Genomic DNA, 19,749 nt, shown 5'->3' with positions numbered 1-19,749 from the left:
GACATGACCCGCCACATCCCCACACTCACCACCCAGCCCGAGGCGCTGCCTGCGGCCGTCCGTGAACTGGCGCGGGTGTTGGGTGACGCCGACGCGATGCGCCTGATCGGCTCCATGCCAGGCGCCCGCATATCGGTGCCCAAGCCGGACAAGGCCAAAGAAGACCACCCTCTGCGCATGGCGCTTAGCCCGACCGGTTTTGAGAAGCTGGTCGCCGAGTGGGGCGGCGGTATGCTCGAAGTGCCCAAGGGTGACGCCTACCTTCGCCGACTGCGCCACGACCATGTGCGCCAATGCCGCGAGCAAGGCCTGACCTTTGACGAAACCGCCGAGGCCACCGGCTACAGTCGGCGCCAGGCCATCAACATCATGGGCGGCGATGCCAGCATGACGGACATGAAAACCCGCGATATGTTCGATGAGCTTGAAGAGCCCGAGAACTACGCCGGGCGAGCCAACGACCCCTTCGGTCTGGGCAAACCGGCCTGACGACCGGGCCGGGCAAGCGAAACGGCTTTCAAAACCGCCGCAAACCCCTTCAAAACCGCCGCGCAGGACCTGCGCGGCACCACTGAGGCTCTAACAGCCTCCAGGCCCGCCAAGGGCCTGATTTCACAACACCCTCAAAACTGCCTCTGTTCGATCAATGGCCTTTGGCGCCTGGTCGGGCAAATGACCCATAATTGCGACGTTGCCCAGAAAAAGTGGGCGACCGGGTGTGAGAGCCCGTTGAGACGCGGCAAGAGGCCGCAACCCCGCACTGGTTTGCGGCTTCTTCCTTTGGGCGCCAGTTTTTGGCGGCCCGAATGGGAGGGGCGCAAGCTCCTGCCGGTAACGCCAAGCGTCTCCCGGTCTCTCACACCTGTTCGGGCCGCCGCCACCATTTGATGTGGTTGCGCCGTTTGTTCAATTTCTGAGACGACGCGGCATTTATGAATAAAGCAGTTTCCTTTGATCAGCCCACAGTGCAGGCGATCCATGTCACCACTGAACAGCAGCGTCGTGCATTCCGTGTGGTGGACGCCGTTGACGAATTGCATAACCAGCTCGGCGCGCTGCGCGCCGTGCAGCAGCTGACGACCAATGACAAGGCGGGCTCTCTGGAAAACCTCCCTCAATTGCAGCGCGGCGACCTTGCCACGCTGTTGTCAGTGGTCAGCGCTGACCTTGAAGCCCATTGCGCCAAGGCCCGCGAAGCGGCAACGCGGGCAGCCAAAGGCGACTAACCGCCACCACGCCCGTCCAGGGCGTTTCCCAGAGCCTCGTAAAGCCAATACGGTGAAACGCTTCACCAAGATTTAGCGCGACCGTCTGGGCACAGTTGGGGCATGAGTAAAGCACCAACCAAGAAAAGCCCGGTCGCCAAAGCTATTGATGCGACCGTCAAAGGCCTGCGCGGCTTTGTCGAGGTCTTCAAGACCGGCACGCACACCGACAGCAAGGGCCGACAGGTCACCTTCAGCAAGGCCGACGTCGAGCAGATGGTGGACAACCACAAGCTCGGCGCCGCGCCGGCCGTCATCGGTCACCCCAAGGACACCGCCCCGGCATATGCCCAGGTGGCCGAGTACAAGCTGGAAGACGACGGGCGCCTGTTCGCCAAATTCGACAAGATCAACCCGGCCTTTGAGGCTGGCGTCGATTCCGGCGCCTATTACAACCGTTCGCTTTCCGTCATTAAGGACAAGGTCCACGGCTGGCGCGTGCGCCATGTTGGCTGGCTGGGCGCCGTGCCGCCCGCCATCGACGGACTGCAGCCGGTCGAGTTCGCAGCCGACGACGAAACCTGCTTTGAATTCGCCGCGCCTGGCTATTCCCTAGTCTGGGGCCTGGAGAGCGCCGCCAAGCTGCTGCGCCGCCTGCGCGACCGAATGATCGAAAAGGACGGCCTGGAGGCCGCCGACGCGACCCTGCCGCAATGGGAAATCGACTCGATGACTGAAGCGGCCAGCACCGCCCGCGCCCAGTTCAACGACGACAAGCCCGCATCCCTTTTCAACCAACCGACCGAGGACGAAACCATGATCACTCAAGAGCAACTCGACGCCGCCGTGGCACTGGCCCGCAGCGAGGGCGAGACCGCAGGCAAAAAGGGCATGGTCCCTGAAGCCGAATTCAGCGCCGCCCAAACTCAACTGACCGACCTGAAGAAGGCCGAGCAGAAAACCCGCATTGCCGGCCTGATCAAGGGCTGGAAAGACAAAGGGCTTGTGCTGCCCGCCAACGAAGCCGGCCTGTACGAGTACATGGCCCAGTTGGAAGACGCGGGCCAAGAGTTCAGCTTTTCCAAGGCCGAAGGCGGCGAAGGCAAGAAAACCCCGGCGCAGTTTTTTGCGGATTTCATGGCCGCGCAGCCGCCTGTCATCAAGATCGGCGGCAATGGTCGGGTAATCGACGAGGGCGCGCTGGACGTCAACAACACGGAGGCGGTGACCAAGGCGGCCAACGACTTCATGGCGGCTGAAGAAAAAGAAGGCCGGACCATCAGTGCGGCCAACGCGGTGCAACACGTCATCCGCACCGCTACCGACGCCAAGTAAGCCAGCACCGACCATCCCCGCCCTTCCAACCATCCACGAACACTTCAGGAGCATTTCAATGTCTGCACCTCTTCAACACCGGAGCGTCCTTGCCCAAGCGGCCATCGCCGGTTTTCTGATCATCAAGCACGGCACCGTCGACAACTCGGCAGCGCTGGCCACCGCCGCGACCGACAAGCTGATCGGCACCAACGACGCCCTGGGTAAGGACGTCGGCGAACAGGTGGACTACCCCACCACGGGCACTGGCGAGGTGAAGTTGGGCGCCGCCGTGACGCGGGGCGACCCGATCACCGCCGATGCGTCCTCCAAGGGCATCACGGCGGCACCGGCTGCCGGCTCCAACGTTCGCATCATCGGCTTCGCTCTGCAGAGCGGTGTGCTGGACGACGTCATCGACTACCAGATCGCCCCCGGCGTGATGCAAGGCTAAACAGCCATAGCACCCGCCAGTACCTGACCCGAACCAGCCTCAAGCCAACCCAAATTTTCTAGGAGCAACCATGTCGAAAGCGCCTTTTGTAGTAACTCCCGTCCTCTGCGCCGTCGCAGTGGCCTATAAAAATGGGGCCATGATCGCCGATGGCGTTCTGCCCCGTGTGCCCGTCGCGGCGCAGAACTTCAAGTACAACAAGTTCCCACTGGGTGAGTTCTTCAGCCCGCCCGAGACCAAGGTCGGCCGCAAAGGCCAGGTCAACCAGGTCGAGTTCACATCAACCGAAACGCCGGACTCCACCGAAGACCACGGCCTGGATGATCCCATCCCCAATTCGGACAGCATGAACGCTGCGGCAATGCCCGGCATGCCCGACCCCAAACTGCGCGCCGCGCAAGGTTTGACCGAGTTGATTTTGGTGAAGCGCGAAGCACGCGCCGCCAGCCTGGTTTTCAACGCCGCGAACTATGGCGCGGGCAACAAGCAGACGCTGGTCGGCCAAGCCCAATGGAGCGACTATGCCAACAGCAACCCGCAAGCCGACATCCTGGCAGCACAAGACGCCATGATCATGAAGGGCAACATCGGTGTCATTGGCCGCGCCGTTTGGACCGTGCTGCGTCAGCACCCCAAGATGTGCAAGGCCATCTTCGGCAACAACACAGACGCCGGCATCATCAGCCGCCGCCAGTTCGCCGACCATTTCGAACTGGACGAGCTGTACGTCGGCGAAGGCTGGTTGAACACCGCGCGCAAGGGCCAGGCGCCCGCCATGACGCGGGTCTGGGGCAAGAGCTGCGCCATCCTTCACCGCAACATGAGCGCTGACACCGAATTCGGCATCACCTTCGGCTTCACCGCCCAGTTCGGCCCCCGCGTAGCCGGTGAGATTGTCGATCCGGACATCGGTCTCCGAGGCGGTGTGCGTGTCCGCGTCGGCGAGTCCGTCAAGGAACTGGTTACGGCTCCAGACTTGGGCTATTTGTTCAGCGCAGCGGTCGCGTAGGGATTCAAAGGAGCCGCTAGGCAGCACCTGTGAAGCGCCAGAGCCGGGAGTTGGCGAAAGCGCAGAGGTGAACGCAAGGCGGGTGGCTTAACCCCAAGCCCCCGCCATTTGTTTATTGACAGGAGTACGACATGGGAAAGCTAAACGAAGAGGCGGTGCTGGTGGACATCATCGCAATTGAGCCAATTCGGTTCAATGGCCGCGTCCACCCGACCGGCGCCCGCGTCAAGGGGCTCACTCAGCAGCAATCCGACGAGCTGGAGGCCATGGGTCACGCCAGGCCGGCTACCGACGAGGACGATGCCATCGAAGAGGCCGGTAGCGCGGTTGGCAGCCCTGCCGCGCCAGGCCCCGATGCAAACGCTGCAGGTGCCGGCACGCTGATCTCGCCGCCGGTTGCAGCAGCGGTCGCAGAGGCCAAAGCCTCCAAGCCCGCGACCAAGACGGCCCCTGCAAAAACTGCCGCCCGAAAGACGGCCCGCGCCTGATGCCCTACGCCACGCCCCAGCAAGTCATTCAGGCCTACGGTCTGAAGGAAGTCACGCAACTGCTGGCCGATGAGCAGGACTTGCTCACCGAGCAGCTTCTGACTGACGCCATTGCAGAAGTGTGGACGGGTGCGCCGAGCCAGGAGGAAAAGGACGCTGCTACTGGGGCGCTGGCGCGGTTCGTGCGAAAGATCGAAACGAGCAGCAGCTTCATGGACGGCTACCTTCGCAACGCCGTCACGCTGCCGCTGTCGGCCGATGACGTCAACATTGGCACGCTTAATGAGTGCTGCATGGCCCTGGTGCGCTGCAGCCTGTCTGATGATCCTGACAACGCCACCGAGCGCATGGACGATTGCTGCAACACGTGGCGCGCTTGGCTCAAAGACGTGTCACGCGGCACCGTTCAGTTGGTCAATCCGGCTGGTGAAACGTTGCCCGGCAAAAGCCGCATCCGCTTCGGACCGGCCGCCAGCTCCTACAACTGGGCCGCGCACAAGGTGGCACGATGAGCGGCGTTTATTCGGTCTGGGGCGCGGGCTCCCAATCTACCCATATCAAGCAAACGCTGGACACCACGCCCATCACGCGGCACCTGCGCGGTCTTGAGCGGCTCAACAACTCGCATTTCATCGCCGTGCGCCGCGAGATCGGCGAGTACATGCTGGGCAACGTGCAGGACAACTTCGACGGTCAGCGCCTGTTTGACGGCACCGCCATGCCGCCCAGCAAAGCCGCGCAGGGCCGCACCACGCACTGGAAGGCCAACAACCGCAGCAAGGGTCGTGTCAGGGGCAACGTGCGCGCCGCAGGCAAGACGCTGATCGACCGGCACCATCTGTATGACAGCTACGTCTACCAGCTCGCGGGCAGCGGCGTAGAGATCGGCTCGGCGCTGATTTATGCGGCCATCCATCACTTTGGCGGCGAGACCGGGCGGCTCGGCCACCGCTTCACCATGACGGCCAGACCCGTGCTGGGCGTGGCGCCCGCGCAGGAACGCGCCATCGGTGACTTCATGGTCGCCGCGATTGGGCGTATCCAATGAGCGGCGTGTTGTTGCTTGAACAGGCCGTGGCCTACGTGCGCGCCAGCTTTACCAAGGCGCAGGTCAAGGACGTGCGCGCCTACGCGGGTGAGTTCTCGACCGCTGAAATGAAAAACGTTAGCTACAACTGCCCGGCCATCCTGATCAGCCTGCTCGGCTGGAAGAAGCCGGACGAGGGCGGGCGGTTGACAGGCCGGCACGCCAAGAACCACCGCATGGTCGCCTTTGTGGTGACCAAGAACGCCAAGAGCCGCGAGGCGCGCATGACGGAAGCGATGCGCCTGGCCGAAGACCTGTCTGTGCTGCTGCGCCAGTGGGCGCCTATGGCTCAACAGCCCTACGCCAGCGCCATACAGGCGCAGGGCGTCACCATCGTGGGACTGGACGATGAGCCGACGTGCGAGAACCTTTACAACCGCGCCGTCGATGAACAGGGGCAGGCGCTCTGGATGGTGGACTGGTATCAGTGCGCCAAGGGCGTGATCCCGCTCAACCAGGAGCGCCCTGATGTGCCCTACGCGGACAGGCCGAACATGCGCCACGTCGAGATTTACGACACCGCCCGAGGCGGCCAAGCGCCTGGCGACACGCCTGACACGAGCATCGTCCCCGATGTGCAGGAAAAAATTGATTTTGAAAAACCCTAAAGGAGCTGACATGGCCAAAAACGACACGCAAGCCGCTACATCACAAATCGCCGCGCTGGCCGCTGGAACCATCGGCATCAGCGGCAAGCCGAAGACGCCGCTACCCATGCCTGCGCTGGGCTCAACCTGCGGCGTGATGGTTGCCGAGGGCCAGGTGCTGGTCAACAACGAAACCGGCGCCCGTTTCGAGGAAGGTAAGGAGACGCCGCAAACGGTGACGGTCACCACGCTGCGACGCCTTGAAGACGGCTGCCTGGTGCGCGTGAGCTGAAGCGGAACTTAAAGCGGCCTCAAACGCCTTTCAAAACCTTTTAACTGGAGCCTACCCATGTCACTGCCCAACCTCTTTAGCCTCGGCTTTCTGCTGCCGGGCGTCGCCGCAAAGATTGACTTTTCCCGCGCCATTCGCGGCATGCGCGGCATGCCCCGTCGCGTGCTGCTGATCGCCCACAAGCTGGCGGCCGGCACCGCCGCCACAAACTCCATCCTGACAGTGACGACGGACTCCGACGCTGTGACTCTGTTCGGTGAAGGCTCGCTGATGCTGATCCTGTGGCGCGCCGCGAAAGCGAACGCCGACCGTGGCCTGCCCATTGACACGATTTGCATTGCTGAAGGCACCGCGGCCGTCAAGGCCAGTAGCACGGTGGTCATTGCGACCGCAGGCGCTACGCTGGGGACTTCTGGCGAGTTCATGTTTTACATCGCCAGCCAGCGCATCAGCTTTGGCGTTATCGCCTCGGACACGCCGACGACGATTGCCGCCAAGCTGGCTGCCGCAATCAGCGCCATTCCGAAGCTGCCCGTGACCGCCGCGACGAACGCCAACCCCGGCGAGGTGGTTGTTACCTGCAAATGGGGCGGCCCTACCGGCAATGACATTAGCTTGGTCACGCAGCACTATGCCGACGACTACCTGCCGGTTGGCCTGACCGTCACTCTCCCGGCTATGACCGCAGGTGCGGTCGCACCGGACGTGACGCCGGTCATCCAGAAGATGCTGGGCTATCGTGCGACCGAGATCGTGAACCCTTTCACTGACAGCGCCAACATGGGACTGCTGGAAACCGAAATGGCCGTGCGCTGGTTGCAGAACAACATGCGGGACGGCGCAATCGTCGTCGGAGCGCGTGGCACCGAAAGCGCTTTGACAACGCTTCTTTCGACCCGCAACAGCCCGCACGTGCACACCATGACCACCTGCAAGGACTTGACCAGCCCTTGGGAAACCGCCGCCATGGCTGGTGCCGCCATCGAGAGCAGCGCAGCCATTGACCCGGCCATCCCACCCACATCGCTGCTGGTCGGCTACGTTGGCCCCAAACAGGGCGACGACCTCACCGACGACCAAAAGGGCAACCTGCTGGCGCTTGGCGGCTCACCGTTGCAGATCGACCAGGATGGCACGGGTCGCCTCTGGCGCATGGTGACGAACTACACGCAGACGGCGGGCGGCGCGCCCGACCGCAGCATGGCGAACTTGATGTGGATCAAGACCATGAGCTACTACCGCTGGTTCCGGGTGACCGAGTTTCAGACGAAGTACACCGGCTACAAGTTGGCGCAGTACATCACTGATCCGATCCCTGGCCAGAAGATCATGACCAAGGAGCTGGGCGAGGAAATCATGCTCGGCTTGTACAAGCTCTTCTGCGATGCCGGGCTGTGCCAGAACATGCCTTACTACCAGAAGACGATCGTGGTCGAGGTGGACGGCCCGAACGAAAAGCTGAAGATTCTGGACGAGCCGGTCATCGTGACGCAGCACTACCAGACCGAGATCACCAGCAACGTCATCGCTGGCCAGGTCTAGGCAGCAACAAACCTTTCAACTTCAGGAGAGATAAATGGGAACTGAAAACATGCTGCTGCACATCGACCAGATCACGGTCGATGGAAAACCACTGCCTTTCGAAGACGGCTCTGGCATCGCCTCCGGCTTTGCGAGCTTCACGAACACCGTGGTGCCCAGCGCCAGCGGTGATGACTTTGAAAAGCGCGCCCGCGTGCCGCGCATCTTCAAGGCAAAAATCCAGTTCGGCAGTAACCAGCAGCCGGGCGACTACAACAAGCTGCGCGGCATCCAGATCACGGCCCGCGACAGCCAGACTGGCCGCCGCTGCCTGATGACCAAATGCAGCTTCGGCGAGATGGGCGACCTCGGCGGCGGCTCGGTGGACATCACGTTTAACGTGCTTTCTGAGCCGCAATGGCTCTAAAGGGATAGTTTGCGATTTGGTGCAAGTCGCACCGAAATGAAGAAGGCTGGGTAATACCGGCCTTTTTCATTGGCGCGGTGAAGTGTTTCACCAAGACCCAAAGCGCCTGCAGCCGGACACTGCATGCATGACCGAACAAAGCACCCCCAATGCCGAGTCGTCCCCCGCAGTGCGGATCGACAACCTCTACAAACTCGTTCTAGCCGACGGGCTCAAGCTGGAAAGCGGCGGCAAGGACATCCTCTACAAGGTCGTCAGCCTGCGCGACACCAACGTAGCCGACGAACGCAAGGCCGAGGCGCTGTCCGAGCGCGCGATGATGGTGGGCGGTGGTTGGAAGCTGCTGGTCAGTGACTCCAATTTCAAACACGTGCTGAACATGCTGCACATCGAATCGTTTCATTGCGACGACACGGTGATCCCGCGGGGGCTGATTGATCTGGATATGTACGACAGGCTCTCGTCCCGCGACCTTGAGCTGATCGAACAGCGCATCTTTCTTGCTGACACTGGCCAGCGAAGTGCGGTACGGCAACATCACGCAGGCTGAGTTTGACAGCGCCGTCGCTGGCGCGTCAAAGCCGATCAATTCGCCCCCACAGCATTCGGGCCAGGCTCCAACAGTGGGAGCGGTTGCTGACCTTCCTGAGTCTGGCCCTTCACTGCTCGCCGACTTCGCTGGAAGTTCTGCCGAAGGCCAGACTTAAGGCGATGGTCAAGCAATTGACCAAATCGAAATGACCCGCCATGCGTGAGTTAAAGCTGAAGTATTTTCTTGAGCTGGCCAGCAACATCGGCTCCAAGGCGCGCACCGAGGCGCAGGCGCTGGAGCAGTCGCAAGCCGCCATCAAGTCGTCGGTGGACAAGACCACGGGGTCTTTTGTGAAGCTGGACACCGCTTACCTGCGCTTCCTGAACAACACCGGCACCGAGCGGCAGATCGGCTACATGCAGCGCCTGGCGCGGTCGGTTGACCATGCGCACGCCCGGATGGAACGGCTGGGCGCGACGGCCGTCAAGCTGGGAAAGGCCGGTGCTGCAGGGTTTGCGGGCTATCAGGCGGCTAAAGCGGTTTTGGCGGAGCCGCTCAAGATTGAACGGACCTATGAGCGCTCTCTGGCTGACGCGGCCAACATCGCCTTCCCATACGGCTCACGCAAGCAGGGTATGGCGGCCATGAACAAGCAGATTGAAAGTGCCGTGAGCAGCGGCGGCGGGACAAGGGATTCGGCCCTCAAGGCGATGAACGACCTGTACGCGGCCAACATCGACAAGGACGTTGTGGAATCCGTGCTGCCGCACATGCAGAAATACGCGACGTCGGGCAACGCTGATCCGGCCAACATCGCCCAGCTCGTGATTTACGGCCTGCGGTCGCTCAAGCTCGACGCAAAGGACATTCCCCTGATGCTGGACAAGACGCTGCAGTCAACCAAGGGGGGCAGCATGGAGTTCGACAGCCTGGCCAAGTGGATGCCACAGGTCGGCGCTGCGGGTAGCATGGCGGGCCTGCGCGGCATGAAGGGCTACGAGTCCATGCTGGCAGGCGTGCAAACGTCTCGTCTGACCGCTGGCACCAAGGACGAGGCGGGCACGAACTTTAAAGACCTGCTGTCCATGATCAATGGCCACGCGCTGATGACGGCGGCCAAGAAACTTGGCATCAGCCCTTCGGACGCCATTGCCAAACATATTGCCGAAGGCGGCGATGCGATCACCGGCATCGTTGGCCTTGCCGACCGCGTGGCAAACAGTGACCCACGCTACATGGCCCTTGATAACAAGCTGAAGGCCGGGGGCATTGCCAGAGATAAAGGTGGCCAGCCGCTGTACACGCCCGAGCAGCAAGAAATCATGCAACAGCAGGCGGCGCTTTTTCAGGGTAGCGCCTTGGGAAAGCTGTTCCACAACCAGCAGTCCATGCAGGCGCTGGTGGCGCTGCGGAACAACCGCGACTATTACAAGGATCAGATCGCTGCCACGGGCCTGGCCAAGGGCCAGATCGGCGGACAGGACTTCGAGACCATCGCCCAGACCAATGACTACAAGATGCAGCAAAAGGCCAACTCGGAGCTTTTTGCGCAGACCAGCAGCACTGGTGGGCTCAACGCGGTGCTTGGCAAATTTGCCGAGGGCACAACCGCGCTTTACCAAAAATACCCCGAGTTCGCCCAGTACATCGAAGGCGCAAAGCTGGCTGTCGGCGGACTTGCCGCAGCCGCTGGCGGCGCTGCAACTGCGCTGGCCGTTCTTGGTTTGTTAGGGGCAAAGAATGCTGGGGGACTTCCGGGGTTTGGCGGGCCAGGGGGTGGGCTGCCACGTGCCGGAGGTTCTCCCGGCGCCTTCCCCGTGTTGGAGGGCGCTACGCCCGCAGCCGGGGCGAGCGCCGGGGGGAAGTGGCAGGCGCAATGCGCAGCCTGGGCTGGATCGGCTCAGGGCTGGCGTTGGCCAGCGAACTGTTTATGACAAGCGACGCGGACATCGCCACGCTCAATGCGGCTGATGCTCGTAAAAACGGGGATGGACTGAGAGGCAAGGGCTACAACGACCCGCGCCTTTTGAGCCTAACAACCCCTAGCATCGCCGACCAGGCCATGGCCATGGGCCAGACCACGAAGATCGAGCTGGGCGAAGGCAAGCTGGCCGTGGACGTTCGGGTGACCGATGAGCGCGCTTCTGCCAGCACCACGCTGACTACGCCCATGTCAAGCGTCAAGGTCAGCGCCGGGGCCACCAACCCTGCAGGACTCTAAAGATGGGTTGGCTCGAACAACTCAAACGCGCCAGCCTGGCCGGTGTGCCGTTTCACGTGGACAGCATCGACGTCAGTTTCGGTGACAACACTGTCCTGCGCGAATACCCATTTCAGGACTTGCCGACTGTCTTTCGCATGGGCGATGGCGTGGAGGAGATCAAGTTTTCAGCCTATGTGATTGGCGACGATTACATCGAACAGCGCGAGGCGCTGCGTGCAGTGCTGACGGGCGAGCGCGTGCTGATTCATCCAACGGCCGGCGCGATCCGCGTTTACGTGGTGGGCAAGACCACGATCAAGGAGAACCCGACCGCAGAGGGCGGCATGGCCCGCTTCGACCTGACCTTTGTTCGGGCCGAGGCACGCCGCTACCCGGTGGGCGTGGCCAACACCGGCAGCCAGGCCAAAGACGCGGCCAAGGCGGCATCCCAGGCCGCGCAGGACCAGTTCAAGATTGACTGGAACCTACTCAAGGCGCCGGGCTGGGCTGTCAACGGCGCCATCAAGAACCTGACCTCGTCGCTAGACGGCGTGTGGGGCCAGCTCAAGGGCGTGCAGACCGGGTTGGGCGACTACAGCAATGGGCTGATCGGCGGCTACCAGACCATGCGCGCCAATCTGGGCGACCTGGTACGTGTGCCCCAGCAGTTGGCCAGCGAGATCGCCAACCTGTTCAGCCTGCCGAGCGACCTGCAGGCAGCGACCGCCGCAGCCTTTCAAAGCGCCTTTAGCTGGGGGTTTGACCTTGATAAAAAGGTCGCCCGAAACGACTTTGAAAGCTTTGTGATCCCGGCCCCGGCCAGTAGCGGCCATGCGGGGGGCAGCGGTGATGCCGGGCTGGTGATCTACGGCGCGGGCAATCCGGCCGCCCTGCAGACCGATACCGCCGCCCGCCAGCAGTTGACCCAATTGACCGCCGCCAGTGACCAGCTTTTCGAAACGCTGGCCACGGCGAGCTATGTGCAGGTGGTGGCCGATACCGACCTGACAGCCTATGACGAAGCGCTGGCGCTGCGCACGGTCATTAACAACCAGTGCACGCGCCTGTTGATGGAGGCGTCCAGCATGACGCCGTCGGGCGGGCTGACGGCCACCTCATGGCATGACGCCATGCGGCAACTGCACACCGCAGCGCTGGCCGACCTGCAGGTGCGCAGCCGTGACCTGGTGCGCCTGACGACGTACACGCCGCAAGGCTGGGAATCCATCTGGTCCATCAGCTACAAGCTGTTTGGCACGGCGGACTACGCAGACGAAATCATGGCCATGAATCCGCACATTCGCCACCCGCTGCTGGCGCAGCCCGGCAGGCCGCTGCGCATCGTGAGGCACGACTGATGGCCGAGCGGCGCGTACCACGGGACAACGTCAAGATCACGGTCGAGGTGAAAGGCCTTGAGTACGAAGGCTGGCTGGAAAGCGAAGTCGAGCGCAGCCTTGAGGCGATCAGTGGCACTTTCAGCATCCCCGTGTCCATGATTCCCGGTCAGCCCCCGGCCATCAAGCGCCAGGACGCCATAACGGTGCGGATTGGCGGCGTGCAGGTCATTACCGGCTCTGTGCTGGCCGCTGAGCCGTTTTACGACAAGGACAACTGCGGCTACCGCGTCACAGGCCGCGACCGCACGGGCGACCTGGTGCGCTGCTCGGCCATCCACAAGGGCGGCCAGTGGCGCAACGCCCGGCTTGAGCAGGTCGCCAGGGACTTGCTGGCGCCCTATGGCATAGAGGTGAAGGTGGACGCCGACACCGGGGCGCCCCTGCATGACTTCAAGCTATCCCACGGTGAGTCGGTGGTTGACGCTCTGGCCAGGGCGGCCCGGCTGCGCGGCGTGCTGGTCACCCGCGACGACTTTGGCCGCCTGCTGCTGACCAAGGCGGGCACCACCAAATTCACCGGCGCCATCGTGCGCGGCCAAAACGTCATCAGCATGCAGGGCATAGGCTCTGATGAGCAACGTCACAGCCAGTACATCGCCTACGGCCAGCAAAACACTATTGCCGACTTTGAGACTTCCCGCAGCTTGAAGGCCATGGCCAAAGACCCCGAGGTGACCCGCTACATGCCATTGGTCATCAACGCTGACGGCAACATCACGCAAGCCGATCTGCAGACCCTGGTTGACCACACCGCCCGCGTCCGACGTGGCCACGCCTTCGGCTTCAAGTACCTGCTAGAGGGGTGGACGCACCAGGGCGCGCCGTGGCCGCTGAATCAGCGCGTGCCGGTGTATGACGACATTGCCGGTCTTGACGGTGAGGAATGGCTGCTTTGCCAAGTCAAGCAGCACTGCACGCTCAAGGAGGGCGACGTGACAGAGGTCGTCGTGCGGCCCATCGAGGCCTACGACACCGCGCCACTCAAAACCAAGGTCAAGCATCGCAACTTCGGGAACAAGGGCAATACCACCAACCACGCACGCGGACCGCGTGACAAGGCGCAAGGCGGGGCACGGTGAGTACGCCCGCCATCTTCTTGCGCCGTGCGCGTTTGCGCAGCCTGAAAGAGGGCCTGGTGCAGACCGTGCGCACCGAGGCAACGGAGAACGATGCCAAGGACGCTATCGAGCGTATGCAGGATTACGGCTTTGCCGCCAACGTGGTGGACGGGCAAGGACTGGTTTTGACCATTGACGGCACCGTGATCGTTCTGCGTATGGACCGTATTGCAGACCGCCCCAGGCTCGCCGCTTACGAGGTAAGCGTATGGCACAAGGAAGGCCACAACGTGACCCTGCGCGACGGTAAGGTGGTAGAGACCAACTGTGATATTTACCGGGTCAACGCGGCGGTCAAGGTTGAATTGAACACGCCGACCGTGGCCATGTCGACCAAGGCCACGGTCGGCGACACGCTGGATGTGAAAAACGGCCTCACAGGTGGCGGTAATGCCACCTTTGCGGCGGGCCGCGTTAGCGCGCTGGGCGTGACGGCTGCGGGCAAGAACCTCGACGGCCACGACCACAACGAGACGGGCGTCCGCACCGGGCCAAACAACTGACCCCGCTGGTGAAGCGTTTCACCAAGACCCAAAACGCTTAAGAACCGAGACTGGCTGCATGTTTGATGTGGCTACTCGACCCCTCCCCAGCAGCGCACGCGGCGGCATGGCCAGCGTTGTGCCGTTTGACTGGCGGCTGACCCTGCCGACAGCGCCGTCCGACTACCCGTGGACAGACTTCGGAAGCCCAACCGGCGCGCCGCAGCAGTTTGTTGAGAAGTTGGTCACCTATGCGCTGGAGCTGGAAGACACGCTGGCAACACCCATCATCCTTTCGCTCTTCACAGACGCACGGGCCAGCCTTGACGACATGCTGCCAGCGAATGAAACCAACCGGCGCGGCTGGGTGGGCGATGAGTTCATGGCCAGCAGCGCGACCGACCAGCGCGACGACTGGGGCACGCTGCTATGGCTGTACTACACCGGCAAGGTGACAGACGACGTACTGGGCATGGTCGAGTTCACCTGCAAGGAAGGGCTGCGCTGGCTCATTCGCGCTGGCATTGCCAGCCGCGTTGACGTGACCGCCCTGTGGACCGGCGAAGGCCTCGACCGGCTGGCTGTTCGGCCGCAGATTTACAAGCCCAACCAGGTCACGCCCGTTTACGACGTGCTGTGGGGCACATCCATCCGCAGGTTCGGCCAATGACCCCTCTAAACGTACCCATCCCCTCAATCCGCCAAGCGGCGGAAAACGCCGCTCGCCTGCTGCAGCAAAGCCTGTCACAGGCGGCGCAGGTTGCCGACCCGGCCTCGCTCAGTTCCGTCGATCTGGAGCTGGCGCGCTCCAACGTCAAGGCGCTGGCCTTTGTAGAGGGCGCCGGGCTGCACGGCGCCTACCGCTACCTGCGCGACTTCATCGCACGGCAGGCCATCCCCATCAAGTCGGTCGGCGAGTTTCTGGACGGCTGGCTGGAAACCTACGGCCTGAAGCGCAAAGAGCCCGCTGCAGCTATCGGCCCGGCTGGCGGCACGGGGGTGCCCGGCACGCTGCTGACCACCGGCACGCTGATGGCCGACGACCAGGGCAGACAGTTCAGGGTCACGTCAGACGTCGCCGTGGCTGTTGGCGGCACGGTCACGCCTGGCCTGATTGCCACCGTGACCGGCATTGCCGGCAACGCCGTGGCGGGGCTGAAGCTGACGCTTGTATCGCCAATGAACGGCATTGATTCGGCCTTCACCGTCGGCGTAGACGGTCTGGGCGGCGGTGCGGACCAGGAAAGCGACGACCAGGCCATTTACCGCCTGCAGCAGCGCCTGAGCAATGAACCCATGGGCGGGTGCCCGGCAGACTATGTGCGCTGGGCGTTGCAGCTACCTGGCATCACGCGAGCGTGGGGCGTGCGCAACCCGGCTGGGCCGACCTCGGCGGGCGTGATCATCATGGCCGATGGCAATGTAGCGCCGGGCCTGCCCAGCGCCATGCAACAGCGCCAGGTGCTGGACTACATACGCGACCCCAAGCGCGGCCCGCCCGATGAGCTGTTTGTGATCATTCCCACGGCGGTGACCAAGAACTGGGTGCTGTCCATCACGCCGGACACGGCGGATAACCGCAAGGCGGTCATTGCGGCGGTGCAAGACCTGTTTTTCCGCGAAGCGATTCCCGGTGGGCAAATTCCGCACAGCCACGTCAAGGAAGTGATCAGCGCCTCGCCCGGTGAGTACAACCACAACATCATGTCGCCCGTGCTGACCGAGGGCGGGATTTTCACGGTGGCCAGCATCTATGAGTTGCTGGCGTCGGGCAGTTTTACCTTTGTCCCGTGATGGAAAAGTTTCTCCAGTCCCTTGCCAACCTGCTGCCCACCGGCTTCGCATGGCCACGCGACCCGCGCTCGACGCTGATGCGGGTGATCAGGGGCGTGGCGGCATCGTTTAACGAACACCACGAAGTCGTCGCGGAAACGGTGCGCCAGTGGCAACCGGCCACCACCGTCAACCGCATGGCCGAATGGGAAGAATCCACCGGCCTGCCGGATGCCTGCTTTGGACTTGACCAGCCCCTGGCCCTGCGCCGCAAGCTGTTGCTGGCCAGGCTACGGCCAGTTGAGTTGTTTTATGGGGATTCGAGCCCTGCGGCGACCGGCTCCATCGAGGCGATCTGCGCCTGGCTGGGCTACAAGGCGACCGTCCGCTACAACACGCCGTTCCGTGTGGGCCGTAACCGGGTGGGCGAGCGGCTGGGCGCGCTCAATGGCCGCTTGTGGATCACAGTGACGCTCGAAACCGCCCCTTTTCGCGTGGGCGTCAACCGCGTGGGCGACCGCCTGCGCATCGGCACTTTGAACGGCGGCGAGCTGGCCTGCTACCTGCAGCGCATCGTGCACGCCCGGTATGAAGTCAACGTCATTTTTATCTGAGGAAAACCCATGGATTACACCCAATCAAACGCCTTTGTTGTTGACGCGGGCACGGGCTTTAACCGGCATGAGGACAATGCCGCTGTCCCGACGGCGGTCACAAAAAAAGACATGAATTCGTTGATATGGTCCTTGATGGAGGTCGTCAAATTCGGCGGTCAGGCGGGCGCGCAGTTTGACCCAGCAGTGCCCGCCACCTATAAGGTGCTGCTCAGCGCGTTAAAGGCCGCTTTCGGCGGCAATGTCACGACGGTCAACGCCGCTAACTCGCCGTTTGTGCTGACTAAAGACCACGCCGGGCTGGTGATCATGGACGCGACGGCTGGCAACGCGAGCGTCACGCTGCCAGCGGCCAACGCGCTGTCGGCTTTGAAATTTGACTTCCGACGAAAAGACGCTTCGGCAAACATGGCCACAGTCAACCGCGCAGGGGCAGATACGATTGACGGCGCTCTAACTTCTTTCACGCTCAGCCCCGGCAAAGCCTGCAAGGTAGCCTCAGACGGCGGCGCCGCTTGGTCTACTGTCGCCTTTGTTGACGGGCTGAAGAGGGCTTTTCGCGCTGCGTTAACAATGCTTCCCAAAGCAACGCCGCTACCCCGAATTCCAAGGTCGATCTGCTCGCCGATGTTGTCATTGTGTATAGCCCCGCAACCGGCGAGACCATCCGCAAGGCGGCACCGGGCACCATCACCAACGACGTGACAGTGGCCGGTCCTGCCGCCAATGGGCGGGATCGAGCCGCAGTGTTCCCGGCGTCTTCATGGGTGCATTTCTATTGGGCCCTGAACCCCTCGACCGGAACGTTGATCACACTTTCTAGCCTTCAGCCACCCACCGCAGGACCAGCGCTGCCCGCGGGTTACACGCATTGGGCATATTCGCACCCGCAGTGGTACGACGGGGCCAGCATTCTGAGGCGGGTCTACGTTCGCGGCGGGTGGGTTGGCTACCAAGCGACGCAGCTCGCCTTGTCCGGAGGCACGTCTACCGCCGAGGCGACGGTTAGTCTGGCCCCGTATGTGCCCCCAAACGCGCTGCGAGCGCATTTGGATTTTTCGCTCAGCAATGGGGCGGGCACCTCCCGGTCGGCTTCGATCCGCCTCGCTGCTGGCGTCATCTTCGCGTCTTTGAACGTGACGATCTCCGGCTACGCGAATCAAGGCATCACCGTGCCCAACGTGGGTCAGAGTGTTTTGTACACGGTGTCGGATACGAGTGTTGCGCTAACCATCGCCGTTTTCGGTTACGCCGTATCAAATGGAGATTCCTGATGAAAAAAGCATTTATTGACGCGTCCGGCGTTTTGACCGCGTGGGGCTATGTTGACAGCAACGGTACTGACTTGCCCGTTGATGTTCCTGATGATTTTTTGCTTGAGCCCGGTCGGTGGCAATTGGTCGAGGGCGAGTGGGCAGAATTGATATCTTTGGTGGACGCTGCCAAGGCGGCCGCACAAGCCGCCATCGACAGCCACTATCAGGCACTGTTCGACCAAGCCGTGCCCAACAGCGCCCTGAAGGCTGAATACGATGCGGCTTACATGGTGGCCAAGCGCTGGCTGGAAAACCAGGCTGAGCCAGCGCCCGAGCGCGTCAAAGCCCTGGCCGAGAGCTACGGCGTGACCAATGAGCAGGCCGCAAATGTCGTGGTTCAAAAATGGACCGAGGCGCAGGCCGTCGCCTTTGACCTGCGCGGCGCCGCCAGACTGCGGGCCAAGCTGGCCATCCGCCAGGCTGTGGACGCCGAAGGCGTAGCAGCCGCCGAGCTGGCTGGTCGCGCTGCAATGGAGGCGGTGGTTTACACGGTCTAAATGCCTGAAAAGCTAGAAGAAATACGGTGCGGCAGCTGCCAGCGCAAGCTGGGCGAAGGCCGCTACACCAGCCTAAACATCAAGTGCCCCCGCTGTGGGGCCTTGAACATCTTGAGAGCCAGTGCCGCTGATCCCAGCAGCCAGAGCGCCCCACCAGCACGCCGTCGAGCGTCGTCCAAGAATGGAAACGACAATGACGCGCAAAACCGGGGCCGTAGCGCCCCTTAACAACCCGAACGGGGCAGACGCCCCAGCCATGCCACTGGTGCCTTGGGTGGGTGGCAAGCGCCGCCTGGCGCCCCACATCCTGCCCTTGTTCCCCGACCACAGCTGCTACGTTGAGCCCTTCGCCGGGGCGGCCGCGCTCTTTTTCATCAAGGAGCCGGTCAAGGTAGAGGTGCTGAACGATGTGAATGGCGACCTGGTCACCCTGTACAGGGTCGTCCAGCATCATCTGGAAGAGTTCGTCAGGCACTTCAAGTGGGCGCTGGCCAGCCGCCAGATTTACCAATGGCTGCAGGAAACCCCGCCTGAGACCCTGACGGACATCCAGCGGGCGGCGCGCTTCTTCTACCTCCAAAAACTCGGTTTCGGCGGCAAGGTCGATGGCCAGAGCTTTGGGACCGCCACGACCAGTGGCGCCCGCTTGAACCTTTTAAGGCTGGAAGAGCAGCTCAGCGCCGTCCACCTGCGCCTGCACCAGGTGTTTATTGAGAACTTGAGCTGGGCAGACTGCTTTAAGCGTTACGACCGGCCGCACAGCCTGTTCTACCTGGATCCGCCGTACTGGGGCACCCAGGGTTACGGCGTCGAGTTCGGGCTGGAGCATTACGACCAGATGGCCGCCCTCATGGGCACCATGAAGGGCAAGGCAGTGGTCAGCGTCAACGACATCCCGGAAATGCGCCAGGCCTTCAAAGGGCACACCATGAAGCGGATCACGGTCAACTACACGGTAGGGGCGTCAGGGAAGGGGCGGGATGCCAAGGGCGAGCTGGTGATCAGCAACTTCAAACCCTGACAGTCATACTGTGGGCTTCGATCAAAAAGGGACGCCATGGCTGCTTTGGATCATCTTCATGACGAATGCCTGCGCCAGCTGAATGAGGCTGGTGCAGGTCAGCCGGTGCTGAACGGCTGGGAGGCTGGCTGGAATTGGGCTGTTGGCCATCCAGGCCAACCGCTGCCCTGTCCGGTTTGTTTCATGGCTGGCAACGAGGGGCGGCTTGTGCCTCTTACTAGCCCGGTCGGAACTGGCTTGGCCAGGTGCAAGCACTGCAAGACTGAATTCAGCTTCACCGAATAGCGCCGGAGCCATGAACGCTCTTCAAAGCCGTTTTAATGCTGGTTCACAATTGCGGCGTTTTGTTGCTTAAATGCTGGATCAAACCAAACGCTTCTCTAGCTCAAACCAAACGGCGCGCTACTGC

Annotated in this window: 26 protein-coding genes; 25 read left to right on the top strand and 1 reads right to left on the bottom strand. The window is 62.4% G+C overall.

Annotation, left to right across the window (positions count from 1 at the left end; all coding sequences use genetic code 11):
* Positions 1 to 3 precede the first annotated feature (3 nt).
* The 13 genes from ACHMXK_RS23580 to ACHMXK_RS23520 all read left to right on the top strand — a co-directional run bounded on the left by ACHMXK_RS23580 (position 4) and on the right by ACHMXK_RS23520 (position 8,934).
* Positions 4 to 489: a hypothetical protein gene (locus ACHMXK_RS23580; protein WP_397442600.1), complete on the top strand. Its 486-nt coding sequence runs from the start codon at positions 4 to 6 to the stop codon at positions 487 to 489.
* 443 nt (positions 490 to 932) lie between these two features.
* Entirely contained in the window at positions 933 to 1,226 is a 294-nt protein-coding gene (locus ACHMXK_RS23575) for a hypothetical protein (protein WP_397442601.1), read from the top strand.
* 102 nt (positions 1,227 to 1,328) lie between these two features.
* Entirely contained in the window at positions 1,329 to 2,540 is a 1,212-nt protein-coding gene (locus tag ACHMXK_RS23570; protein ID WP_397442602.1) for a hypothetical protein, read from the top strand.
* A gap of 58 nt (positions 2,541 to 2,598) precedes the next feature.
* The gene (locus ACHMXK_RS23565; RefSeq protein WP_397436538.1) at positions 2,599 to 2,973 is read left to right on the top strand and encodes a DUF2190 domain-containing protein; all 375 of its coding nucleotides are present in this window, start codon (positions 2,599 to 2,601) and stop codon (positions 2,971 to 2,973) included.
* Between the two features lie 70 nt (positions 2,974 to 3,043).
* Complete coding sequence (locus ACHMXK_RS23560; protein WP_397442603.1) at positions 3,044 to 3,982, top strand: phage capsid protein; 939 nt, start codon at positions 3,044 to 3,046, stop codon at positions 3,980 to 3,982.
* Positions 3,983 to 4,113: 131 nt separating this feature from the next.
* Positions 4,114 to 4,470: a hypothetical protein gene (locus ACHMXK_RS23555; protein WP_397436545.1), complete on the top strand. Its 357-nt coding sequence runs from the start codon at positions 4,114 to 4,116 to the stop codon at positions 4,468 to 4,470.
* Positions 4,470 to 4,982 carry a phage protein Gp36 family protein gene (locus tag ACHMXK_RS23550; protein WP_397436546.1) on the top strand — a complete coding sequence of 171 codons (513 nt, stop codon included), beginning with the start codon at positions 4,470 to 4,472 and terminating at the stop codon, positions 4,980 to 4,982. Before ACHMXK_RS23555 ends, ACHMXK_RS23550 begins: the two co-directional genes overlap by 1 nt.
* Positions 4,979 to 5,518, top strand: coding sequence for a phage virion morphogenesis protein (locus tag ACHMXK_RS23545; RefSeq protein WP_397436548.1), 540 nt, complete (start codon positions 4,979 to 4,981; stop codon positions 5,516 to 5,518). Before ACHMXK_RS23550 ends, ACHMXK_RS23545 begins: the two co-directional genes overlap by 4 nt.
* The gene (locus ACHMXK_RS23540) at positions 5,515 to 6,165 is read left to right on the top strand and encodes a hypothetical protein (protein ID WP_397442604.1); all 651 of its coding nucleotides are present in this window, start codon (positions 5,515 to 5,517) and stop codon (positions 6,163 to 6,165) included. Before ACHMXK_RS23545 ends, ACHMXK_RS23540 begins: the two co-directional genes overlap by 4 nt.
* Before the next feature lie 10 nt (positions 6,166 to 6,175).
* The gene (locus ACHMXK_RS23535) at positions 6,176 to 6,436 is read left to right on the top strand and encodes a hypothetical protein (RefSeq protein ID WP_397436552.1); all 261 of its coding nucleotides are present in this window, start codon (positions 6,176 to 6,178) and stop codon (positions 6,434 to 6,436) included.
* A 57-nt stretch (positions 6,437 to 6,493) separates the two neighbouring features.
* Positions 6,494 to 7,978, top strand: a complete 1,485-nt coding sequence (locus ACHMXK_RS23530; protein WP_397436554.1) for a phage tail sheath subtilisin-like domain-containing protein — start codon at positions 6,494 to 6,496, stop codon at positions 7,976 to 7,978.
* A gap of 34 nt (positions 7,979 to 8,012) precedes the next feature.
* Complete coding sequence (locus ACHMXK_RS23525) at positions 8,013 to 8,384, top strand: hypothetical protein (protein ID WP_397436556.1); 372 nt, start codon at positions 8,013 to 8,015, stop codon at positions 8,382 to 8,384.
* 127 nt (positions 8,385 to 8,511) lie between these two features.
* Complete coding sequence (locus ACHMXK_RS23520) at positions 8,512 to 8,934, top strand: hypothetical protein (protein ID WP_397443116.1); 423 nt, start codon at positions 8,512 to 8,514, stop codon at positions 8,932 to 8,934.
* A 109-nt stretch (positions 8,935 to 9,043) separates the two neighbouring features.
* Here ACHMXK_RS23520 and ACHMXK_RS23515 read toward each other — a convergent pair whose 3' ends face one another.
* Positions 9,044 to 9,280 (bottom strand): hypothetical protein, encoded by a 237-nt coding sequence (locus tag ACHMXK_RS23515; RefSeq protein ID WP_397436560.1) that lies wholly within the window; start codon positions 9,278 to 9,280, stop codon positions 9,044 to 9,046.
* Between ACHMXK_RS23515 and ACHMXK_RS23510 the strand changes: the two genes are divergently transcribed.
* From ACHMXK_RS23510 to ACHMXK_RS23455, 12 genes are all read left to right on the top strand, one after another.
* Complete coding sequence (locus ACHMXK_RS23510) at positions 9,267 to 10,850, top strand: phage tail tape measure protein (protein WP_397442606.1); 1,584 nt, start codon at positions 9,267 to 9,269, stop codon at positions 10,848 to 10,850. The genes ACHMXK_RS23515 and ACHMXK_RS23510 overlap by 14 nt on opposite strands.
* Positions 10,847 to 11,137, top strand: coding sequence for a hypothetical protein (locus ACHMXK_RS23505; RefSeq protein WP_397436563.1), 291 nt, complete (start codon positions 10,847 to 10,849; stop codon positions 11,135 to 11,137). Before ACHMXK_RS23510 ends, ACHMXK_RS23505 begins: the two co-directional genes overlap by 4 nt.
* Before the next feature lie 2 nt (positions 11,138 to 11,139).
* On the top strand, positions 11,140 to 12,477 hold the full coding sequence (locus tag ACHMXK_RS23500; protein ID WP_397436564.1) for a DNA circularization protein: 1,338 nt from the start codon (positions 11,140 to 11,142) through the stop codon (positions 12,475 to 12,477).
* Positions 12,477 to 13,598 (top strand): phage baseplate assembly protein, encoded by a 1,122-nt coding sequence (locus ACHMXK_RS23495; protein ID WP_397436566.1) that lies wholly within the window; start codon positions 12,477 to 12,479, stop codon positions 13,596 to 13,598. The genes ACHMXK_RS23500 and ACHMXK_RS23495 overlap by 1 nt, the downstream gene beginning before the upstream one ends.
* On the top strand, positions 13,595 to 14,140 hold the full coding sequence (locus ACHMXK_RS23490; RefSeq protein ID WP_397436568.1) for a phage baseplate assembly protein: 546 nt from the start codon (positions 13,595 to 13,597) through the stop codon (positions 14,138 to 14,140). The genes ACHMXK_RS23495 and ACHMXK_RS23490 overlap by 4 nt, the downstream gene beginning before the upstream one ends.
* Before the next feature lie 58 nt (positions 14,141 to 14,198).
* A complete protein-coding gene (locus ACHMXK_RS23485; RefSeq protein ID WP_397436570.1) occupies positions 14,199 to 14,789 on the top strand; it encodes a phage GP46 family protein in 591 nt (196 codons plus the stop codon).
* The gene (locus ACHMXK_RS23480) at positions 14,786 to 15,913 is read left to right on the top strand and encodes a baseplate J/gp47 family protein (protein WP_397436571.1); all 1,128 of its coding nucleotides are present in this window, start codon (positions 14,786 to 14,788) and stop codon (positions 15,911 to 15,913) included. The genes ACHMXK_RS23485 and ACHMXK_RS23480 overlap by 4 nt, the downstream gene beginning before the upstream one ends.
* Positions 15,913 to 16,506, top strand: a complete 594-nt coding sequence (locus tag ACHMXK_RS23475; RefSeq protein WP_397436573.1) for a putative phage tail protein — start codon at positions 15,913 to 15,915, stop codon at positions 16,504 to 16,506. The genes ACHMXK_RS23480 and ACHMXK_RS23475 overlap by 1 nt, the downstream gene beginning before the upstream one ends.
* 9 nt (positions 16,507 to 16,515) lie before the next feature.
* A complete protein-coding gene (locus ACHMXK_RS23470) occupies positions 16,516 to 17,211 on the top strand; it encodes a hypothetical protein (protein ID WP_397443115.1) in 696 nt (231 codons plus the stop codon).
* A 568-nt stretch (positions 17,212 to 17,779) separates the two neighbouring features.
* Positions 17,780 to 18,319 (top strand): hypothetical protein, encoded by a 540-nt coding sequence (locus ACHMXK_RS23465; RefSeq protein WP_397436577.1) that lies wholly within the window; start codon positions 17,780 to 17,782, stop codon positions 18,317 to 18,319.
* Positions 18,320 to 18,547, top strand: a complete 228-nt coding sequence (locus tag ACHMXK_RS23460) for a Com family DNA-binding transcriptional regulator (RefSeq protein WP_397436579.1) — start codon at positions 18,320 to 18,322, stop codon at positions 18,545 to 18,547.
* On the top strand, positions 18,513 to 19,340 hold the full coding sequence (locus ACHMXK_RS23455; protein ID WP_397436581.1) for a DNA adenine methylase: 828 nt from the start codon (positions 18,513 to 18,515) through the stop codon (positions 19,338 to 19,340). Before ACHMXK_RS23460 ends, ACHMXK_RS23455 begins: the two co-directional genes overlap by 35 nt.
* The last annotated feature ends 409 nt before the right edge of the window (positions 19,341 to 19,749 follow it).

Origin of the sequence: Polaromonas sp. UC242_47 (genome assembly GCF_044452385.1) — a bacterium.
Lineage (GTDB): Bacteria > Pseudomonadota > Gammaproteobacteria > Burkholderiales > Burkholderiaceae_C > Polaromonas.
This window is presented reverse-complemented; position numbering and strand designations above follow the sequence as displayed.